This is a genomic window from Candidatus Omnitrophota bacterium (assembly GCA_030695905.1).
Lineage (GTDB): Bacteria > Omnitrophota > Gorgyraeia > 2-01-FULL-45-10 > 2-01-FULL-45-10 > CAZHPY01.
In genome coordinates this window covers 63,351-71,045 of the sequence record JAUYOL010000007.1, presented here as the reverse complement: position 1 = coordinate 71,045, position 7,695 = coordinate 63,351, and the positions used below count along the sequence as shown (strand labels likewise).

The following is a 7,695-nucleotide window of genomic DNA, read 5'->3' as shown; positions in this document are numbered from 1 at the left end:
ATTACCGCTAACAATAAGACATACGACGGCACAACAGCCGCTACCCTTAATACGACACTGGCAGCCTTAAGCGGTGTAGTAGCCGGTGATACAGTTACCCTTGATACTACAGCCGCTACAGGCGCATTTGCAAGTAAAGATATTGGCACTGATAAACTGGTCACTATATCAGGTCTTACGATTAGTGGAGGCAGTTCAGCCAATTACTCGCTTACGCAGCCCACTACTACAGCTAATATCACGGCTGCGCCTGCACCTAATCCTACACCTACGCCTACCCAGAGCAATGTGAGCCACGCCACCAATGAGAGCAATGTCGTGATAAGTGACTCCATTACAGAGGCTTATTCTACGTTAAGTGTTAATGAAGCAAGGATGGAAAGTGTCCAGACAAATATGGCAACTTATGTCACCAGCCTGCAAAAGTTTTTAGTCCCCTCTTCAGCCGCCGGACTAAAAGTAACGATTAATGGAGAGAAGGTATATATTGGCGGATAATTAAACACGCCTTGCTGTAAGCTAATTTCTCTTGACCCGCCGACGGAAACCGTGATATCGTATCAATTTAATGGGAAATGAATATCCGGAAGATGACCGCTATATAGTTGAGGCCTGCGTAAAAAAAGACCTGAAGGCATGGTCTTGCCTTATATCAAAATATTCCAAGTTAGTATATATATCCATAGATAACAGGCTGAAAAAATACGGTACCTCACTTCCCACTAATGAAATAGAGGATATCCGCCAGGATATTTTCACATCAATCTGGCACGAGGAAAAATTAAAGAATATAGTTAATACCGGCGACATATCATGCTGGATAGCCATAGTATCGGGAAATGCCGCTATAAATTATATACGCAAAAGCGATACGAAAGAACGCCTTCAAGCGATCTCTATACATGAAAAATGTCAGGATGAAAAAGAGTTTGCCGATCTTATTCCATCCAAAGACATGAAGCCCGAGCATGACAATGTTGAAACTGAACTTGCCCAAAGAATAGACCGTGCCATTAAAGCGCTGCCCTCCCGCGAAAAAATTATAATAAAACTTCATCTTATCCATGATAAAAAATACCATGATATAGCTGATATGCTCAATATGCCTAAGGGCACTGTATCAAATTATATAAAGAGGGCCAAGGAGAAACTCAAGGTTTCATTGAAGGACCTGAAAACTTTTTTAATTATTTTTGCAACAATTTTGGCACTTTTTACGTCTTATATAGTAGGAGCATAGGGTTCGTAGCAGTGCAGGACCATAGGGCAAAAAGGAGAAAAATTCATGACTAATGTTAAAACAGACACAAAAATACACCCAACAGAGATTGAGCTTGCGGACTATCTTAGCCGCGGTATCACCGGCGAAAATAAAATAAGAATCGAGGATCATATCGCCTGCTGCCCGGAGTGCCTTGAAAGCATAGTTTCTGCGTATGAATCTGTAAAGATATTTAATAAAGGTAGAAATTTCAAAAAAGGAAAGGGTGATTTTATGAAGAAGCTGAATGTTTACTTAATTCTTGCCGCGATATCTTTTATTCTGTCGTTTATTACTCCTCAGTATTTTATACAACTACTCGTAGCTACTACGCTTTTGGGTATAAAGTGGATAGTTGACGCTAAATCCACCAAGATGCTGGTCATGATATACGAAGCATGGAAAAAAGGCGGAGAAAAAGAAGCGTCCAGGATACTAAGCGCTCTCGATTCAAATCCAAAAAACCGGCTGTAAAACACACCAATATTGATTACCATCCCGCAAACACTGCTTTGCTAAACCATTGCAATACAATCAGTTACAACCTAAATTAAAAATATTTTAAAAAAGTTTGCAACAATTTCGACCCTTTTTACGTCTTATATAGTAGGGATAAAACGTATGGAAAGGGGGTGAAAATATGGTAACCGAAGACCTGAAGCTGGAAGTATCAAGGCTGCACAAGCTCGATGGCAACAGCGCTACAAAAGCATTCTGCGATCTTTCTGTGCTCGATAGTTTCGTGATCAAGGGGCTGCGGGTTGTCGAGGGCGAAAAAGGCTTGTTTGTCAGCATGCCGTCAGAAGCCGGAAAAGACGGCAAATGGTACAAGACTGTGATCCCTCTAAATAAAGAGGTAATGGACGAGGTCGAGAGGCTCGTTCTGGAAGCATACGGGAGTTAATTTTATGGGCCGGGAGAAGAAGGTGACGGGTAGCGTAGGCGAAGAGCTGGCCGCGTCATACCTCAAGAAAAAAGGCTACAGGATACTAAGGCGTAATTTTCGCACAATATTCGGCGAAATAGATATTGTGGCCAAGCTAAAAGATCTTATAGTCTTTGTGGAAGTAAAAACACGCGCCACATCTTCTCTTGGCCCCCCGTATCTGGCAATAACAAAATTTAAAGAGCGGCACATAATAAAAAACGCGCTCTTCTATTTAAAGTGCAACAGTCTATTGCGTGCAGCATGGAGAATAGACATAGTTTCGGTAAAATTAAATCATGAACATAAATTAGAAAACATAGAGCTTATAGAGAACGCTGTTGAAGACGATTATATATAAGCCTGCGGGCTAACAGTCAAGGAGTGATAAAAATGATTGCGAAGATTTGTTCAGGTTGTGTATTAGGAGTAGATGCGTATGAAGTAACCGCAGAGGTTGATATCGGAGGAGGCCTTCCCCATTTCGGCATAGTGGGCCTGCCCGATGTGGCGATAAAAGAATCGCGTGACCGCATAAAATCGGCCATTAAAAATTCCGGATTCTCCTTCCCTTCTACAAAGATAATAGTGAACCTCGCCCCCGCGGATATAAGAAAAGAGGGCGCGTCGTTCGATCTGCCGATAGCGCTTTCCATCCTCTCCACGGAAAAAGTCATAGATTTTACCTCTTTAAACGAATATATATTCTGCGGCGAACTCTCTTTAGATGGAAAGATAAAACCTATTAAAGGCGCTTTGCCGATAGCCATAGCGCTGAAAAAAATGAATAAAAAAATATTCGTACTTCCAAAAGAAAACTCCAAAGAAGCTTCTACGGTAAAAGATATTGAGGTTTACCCTGTCTCAAGCCTAAAAGAAGCCGTGGATTTTTTAAACAAAAAGATAACGATAAAACAGGAACAGGCCAACGCCGAATCCATATTTAAAAGAAACTCCAAATACAAGCAGGACTTTAGCGACGTTAAGGGCCAGGAACATGTAAAAAGAGGCCTGGAGGTCGCCGCTGCCGGAGGGCACAATGCCCTTTTAATAGGGCCGCCGGGCTCGGGAAAAAGCATGTTAGCCAAGAGGCTGCCCACAATACTATCTGAAATGACGCTTGAAGAAGGGCTGGAAACTTCCGGCATACACAGCGTCGCGGGGATCCTGCCGTCTGATAAAGTCATTGTAGGAACGCGCCCGTTCAGGTCTCCCCACCACACAATTTCTGACGCGGCGCTATTGGGCGGCGGCACGAATCCAACACCGGGCGAAATAAGCCTGGCTCATAACGGAGTGCTATTTCTGGACGAGCTGCCGGAATTTAAAAGAAACGTGCTCGGCGTATTAAGGCAGCCTATGGAAGATGGTCTTGTCACTATAGCAAGGGTGGCGAATAAATTGACATATCCCGCCAAATTTATGCTCGTCGCCGCTATGAACCCATGCCCGTGCGGATACTTTACCGATCCAAAAAGAGGATGCCACTGCACGCCTTTTCAGATCCAGAATTATTTATCAAAAATATCAGGGCCGCTTCTCGATAGAATCGATATACACCTGGAGGTGCCAAGGCTTAAATATGAAAATCTCACGAACAAAAGACGCGGCGAGCCCTCCGGGGAAATAAGAAAGCGCGTAGATATGGCAAAGGCGATTCAGAAAAAACGCCTCAAGGATGACGGCGTGCTGTTTAACGCCCACCTGGAATCGAAGGAGTTGGAAAAATACTGCATTCTTGATAAAGAGGCTGAAGAGCTGCTGAAATTGGCTATATTAGAACTGGGTATTTCCGCGAGAGCCTATGATAAAATCCTTAAAGTATCCAGGACAATAGCGGACCTTGATGAAAAAGATACCATCGAAGCACATCACATCTCCGAAGCCATCTCCTACCGCAGTCTGGACAGAAACCTGTGGGGCTAACCTGACAAGTCTAACCAGGTTAGAATGGAGGGGTAACTTATGGCTGTAACGATAACTCATGGAAAACGTGAGCGGTTCAACTTTAAAAATGCAATATGCCATATCACAACGCGATGTAATAATAAACAAAACCTCATCACCGACGACTATGCTTTTGTTAAGTATCTTAGTATTCTTAAAAAGTGCAAAATTAAATATGGTTTCTTGCTTTACGATTATGTCATTATGCATAACCATACGCACCTGCTTATTAAACTTGTTGATACTGAAAATATTTCTGCAATAATGCACTCCATCAATAGATGGTATGCGCGATGGCATAATGAGCATTATGAAAGAAAGGGACATTTTTGGGAAGATCGCTTTTATGGAGAATTGGTAAAAAATGACACTCAATTGCTTGCAGTAATGCGTTATATAGATTTAAACCCTGTAAGAGCAGGTCTATGCAAAAACTCGACTGACTGGAATTATTCAGGAGCACGTACTTACCTATCTGGAGAAAAAAATGACTTGATAGATAAATCTGAAGTATATATCAACTTAGGTGTAACCGATGAGGAACGACAAAAAACTTATTCGTATATTTTCCCTTTTAACCTGGCAAATCTAACCAGGTTAGAATAGAAAGATATTTCTGGTGGGGTCACTTGGCTATTTTTTCTTGCGCAATCCTATCTACGATTTCTCTTAATTCTTTTAGTTCTTTCCCCTGCGCTTCAAGCTCCATTCGGATCTCATTAAAATAGCCTTCCATCGCTATAAATTTACGCGAGGCGTACTCATCCGGTACCTCTTTTACCAGGAAGCTGCTTTCCTGCTTTAACTGTCCCCCTTTAGGTACCAAGACATTCACATCTCCCTCCTTAATAACCTCCATACTATCAGGAACAGAAACATCTCCTATTTTATTATACCCCCCTTCATCACATTGGGATAATACCGGCAATAAGCATATAAAAACCGCTGTAAGCCATATATTTTTTATCTTCATATCACTGCCACGCTTTCTGATTTTTAATTATTTGGCCTCTTGATCACTACAGTGCCGAGAGAAACACCTTCTTTATCAACAAGTTCTTTTGCCCTTTTCTCTAACTCTTCTTTCGTCTTAATCAGATTTTCCATCTGAAACTTAATATTCAGATACTCTTCGTTAAGTTTTTCCGAATTTCTTTGAGTTTCCTGTTTTTCCGATTTGATATCTTCTATTCTGGCCTTGAGATTCTGTATTTCAAACTCTTTTTCTTGAATCTTAACAATATTTTTCCCGCTGGACGATTTCTCATCCTCAAGCTCCCTGGACAGGAAACTTATCCTTTCTTCCTGAAATTTAATGGTGGACGAGGCCTGCGCATTGCTGACTTCTGACTCTTTTAGCCTCAACTCTAAGTTCTGCTTTTCAATCACAAGCGCGTCCACCTGCCTTTGCAGGCCCACTCTCTTCTCTTTCTCATTTTCTTTCATCATATAGAGAGAGCCCACGGCGAATAGTAATAATATGATGACCATAAATGACACGATTAAAAAAGTTCTGTCGTCTTTATTCATCAACGGCCCCCTTTTGTGACGGCTTTATTAAAATATTATTCAAAGGCTATATCCATAACAAAACGTTTTTCTCCTCTACCCATATCTTCCGGAAAGACCGAAAATGAACCGGCCCTCTTTACGGCCCTAAGCGCTATATCGTCCAATTCATGATTTGACGACTCAAGTATATCCGGACCCCTTGTAACTTTACCCGCAGGCGTCAGGAAAAACGATAATTTGACCTTGCCTTTGATCTGAGAATATTTTGCGTCTTTAGGTAAAGATATATGCTCTATTATTTTGTTTTTGACAGAATAATAATATTCCTGTGACGTTGACGCTATGCTTACCGTCTCCATAGTGGATTTTTTTACCGGACCCATAGAGGAATCTTCTTCGCTTTGGTATTTTTTTGCGCCTTTGAACATGCCGGGCTTCATGGAAACTTCATCCCTTCTTTCAAAAGCCGGTTTTTCCGGTACAGTAAATCTACCTTCGTCTATAGGCGGTGTTTTTGGCGGGTCCATATAATCCGATTCACCACTTATTATATGAGGGGTTAAAAATATAACGAGTTCCTGTTTTTCCACCTTGACATCCGTATTACTGAAAGCATATTTAATAATCGGCAGATCGCCTAATATTGGGATTTTATTTACCGTTTCGGTCCTCTGATCTTTTATTAAGCCCCCTATGATTATCGTAGCACCGTCCTTGATACTGACACTCGTCTCAGCCTGAGTAGTCTGGACTACCGGTATAGTTGTAGCGGGCGTACCATATGTGTAATTACTGTTTGTTGAGCTTACCTCAGGCCTTATCTTCATGGTTATAAAACCATCTTTATTTATCGTGGGGGTTACGTATAATTTCACACCAATATCAAGAAAACTTATATTGGTGCCTGTTGTGGCAGTCCCCGTAGTCTGCGTCACCGTATTTGTCGCATAGGGCTGGGAAGTGCCTATCAATATCTTTGCTTCCTGATTATTCAGGGCGGTTATCCGCGGACTTGAAAGAAGATTGGTATCTCCTATAGTCTTCAATACCTGTATCATTATGTTTACATCGCCGGAGTCTCCCAAGCTTCCTATAAGCATTTCCGCGCCCGGAGGCCCGAATGCATTAAAGGCAGCCAGCTGAAATGCGCTTTTTAAATTTATCTCCTTCTGCAACTGTTTTATAACGCTGGTCCAGTCGACACCAAGCTTCAGCTGGTCGCTCAGCGTAATCTGCAGTATTTTAGCCTCGATAAGCACCTGCTGTGATTTATCATCGAACGCTACGATCATCTTCTCTATGTCCTGGAGCTTTTTCTCAAGATCGGTAATGGCTATCTTGTTTGTCCTCTCATCTATCTGAATAGTACCCATACCTTTTGTAAGGCTTTCTACGACCTTATCTTTCATATCCGTGGCCTTGGCGTACCTAAGCTCAAATATCTTGGTGACGGTTGGAGTATCTATACTCTGAATTGTTTCATTCATCCGCACGATTGCGGAGGGATTGTCCATAGCAACGATTGTATTTGACCCTTCATCGATGATAATTTTTCCTACCTTTGTCTTTATCTGGTTCAATGCCTTACCGATATCTGCAGCCTTGGCATATTTAAGCCGGAATATCATGGCCTCTTTCTTCTCGGCATATTTTTCGCCATACATTCTTTCATAATCCCTCTGGCTCATTATGTATATTATGTCGCCACGCCTGTCATATGCCAGATTGTTCGCGATAAGAATAATGTCGAGCGCGTCCATAAGATTGACACTTTTTAAAAATATGGTCACTTTCCCCTTCACATCGGTGCCAAGCACAACATTAAGGTTTCCCTTGGTGGCAAGCATCTTTATAACTTCGACTATATCCATGCCTTTAAGATCCAAAGATACTTTGCCCGATTCCTGATCTGATTGAATACCAGCAAGCTCGGATGTGGGTGGCATGGCAGAATCCTGAGCTTCGGCAATCATCTGCAATATTGGGTCGCAAGCCATACTTAAAAATAAAACCAGGGTAAATGCGGCTATAATTTGTTTTTTCATACAAC

Annotated in this window: 10 protein-coding genes; 7 read left to right on the top strand and 3 right to left on the bottom strand. The window is 41.9% G+C overall.

Annotated features, from left to right (window positions below):
- From Q8R38_01750 to Q8R38_01720, 7 genes are all read left to right on the top strand, one after another.
- Window positions 1-498 (top strand): YDG domain-containing protein (locus tag Q8R38_01750; GenBank protein ID MDP3790750.1); only part of this gene is annotated, 498 nt, incomplete at its 5' end.
- A 70-nt stretch (window positions 499-568) separates the two neighbouring features.
- The gene (locus Q8R38_01745) at window positions 569-1,240 is read left to right on the top strand and encodes a sigma-70 family RNA polymerase sigma factor (protein ID MDP3790749.1); all 672 of its coding nucleotides are present in this window, start codon (window positions 569-571) and stop codon (window positions 1,238-1,240) included.
- A gap of 45 nt (window positions 1,241-1,285) precedes the next feature.
- Window positions 1,286-1,735: a zf-HC2 domain-containing protein gene (locus tag Q8R38_01740; protein ID MDP3790748.1), complete on the top strand. Its 450-nt coding sequence runs from the start codon at window positions 1,286-1,288 to the stop codon at window positions 1,733-1,735.
- A gap of 166 nt (window positions 1,736-1,901) precedes the next feature.
- Window positions 1,902-2,165, top strand: coding sequence for a SpoVG family protein (locus Q8R38_01735; GenBank protein ID MDP3790747.1), 264 nt, complete (start codon window positions 1,902-1,904; stop codon window positions 2,163-2,165).
- 4 nt (window positions 2,166-2,169) lie between these two features.
- Complete coding sequence (locus Q8R38_01730) at window positions 2,170-2,547, top strand: YraN family protein (protein ID MDP3790746.1); 378 nt, start codon at window positions 2,170-2,172, stop codon at window positions 2,545-2,547.
- 32 nt (window positions 2,548-2,579) lie between these two features.
- Window positions 2,580-4,112: a YifB family Mg chelatase-like AAA ATPase gene (locus Q8R38_01725; GenBank protein MDP3790745.1), complete on the top strand. Its 1,533-nt coding sequence runs from the start codon at window positions 2,580-2,582 to the stop codon at window positions 4,110-4,112.
- A gap of 39 nt (window positions 4,113-4,151) precedes the next feature.
- Window positions 4,152-4,739 (top strand): transposase, encoded by a 588-nt coding sequence (locus Q8R38_01720; GenBank protein ID MDP3790744.1) that lies wholly within the window; start codon window positions 4,152-4,154, stop codon window positions 4,737-4,739.
- Between the two features lie 19 nt (window positions 4,740-4,758).
- Here the strand turns inward: Q8R38_01720 and Q8R38_01715 are convergent, their stop codons facing one another.
- The 3 genes from Q8R38_01715 to Q8R38_01705 are packed head-to-tail and all read right to left on the bottom strand — an operon-like array spanning window position 4,759 to window position 7,690.
- On the bottom strand, window positions 4,759-5,106 hold the full coding sequence (locus Q8R38_01715; GenBank protein ID MDP3790743.1) for a hypothetical protein: 348 nt from the start codon (window positions 5,104-5,106) through the stop codon (window positions 4,759-4,761).
- Between the two features lie 23 nt (window positions 5,107-5,129).
- Window positions 5,130-5,663, bottom strand: coding sequence for a hypothetical protein (locus Q8R38_01710; GenBank protein MDP3790742.1), 534 nt, complete (start codon window positions 5,661-5,663; stop codon window positions 5,130-5,132).
- 35 nt (window positions 5,664-5,698) lie between these two features.
- Window positions 5,699-7,690, bottom strand: a complete 1,992-nt coding sequence (locus Q8R38_01705) for a TonB family protein (protein MDP3790741.1) — start codon at window positions 7,688-7,690, stop codon at window positions 5,699-5,701.
- Window positions 7,691-7,695: the final 5 nt, after the last annotated feature.

What these genes read in the sequence shown, in the direction of transcription:
- Q8R38_01745 (MDP3790749.1), top strand. Translation starts at nt 569, where the DNA reads ATGGGAAATGAATATCCGGAAGATGACCGCTATATAGTTGAGGCCTGC.
- Q8R38_01740 (MDP3790748.1), top strand. Translation starts at nt 1,286, where the DNA reads ATGACTAATGTTAAAACAGACACAAAAATACACCCAACAGAGATTGAG.
- Q8R38_01735 (MDP3790747.1), top strand. Translation starts at nt 1,902, where the DNA reads ATGGTAACCGAAGACCTGAAGCTGGAAGTATCAAGGCTGCACAAGCTC.
- Q8R38_01730 (MDP3790746.1), top strand. Translation starts at nt 2,170, where the DNA reads ATGGGCCGGGAGAAGAAGGTGACGGGTAGCGTAGGCGAAGAGCTGGCC.
- Q8R38_01725 (MDP3790745.1), top strand. Translation starts at nt 2,580, where the DNA reads ATGATTGCGAAGATTTGTTCAGGTTGTGTATTAGGAGTAGATGCGTAT.
- Q8R38_01720 (MDP3790744.1), top strand. Translation starts at nt 4,152, where the DNA reads ATGGCTGTAACGATAACTCATGGAAAACGTGAGCGGTTCAACTTTAAA.
- Q8R38_01715 (MDP3790743.1), bottom strand. Translation starts at nt 5,106, where the DNA reads ATGAAGATAAAAAATATATGGCTTACAGCGGTTTTTATATGCTTATTG.
- Q8R38_01710 (MDP3790742.1), bottom strand. Translation starts at nt 5,663, where the DNA reads ATGAATAAAGACGACAGAACTTTTTTAATCGTGTCATTTATGGTCATC.
- Q8R38_01705 (MDP3790741.1), bottom strand. Translation starts at nt 7,690, where the DNA reads ATGAAAAAACAAATTATAGCCGCATTTACCCTGGTTTTATTTTTAAGT.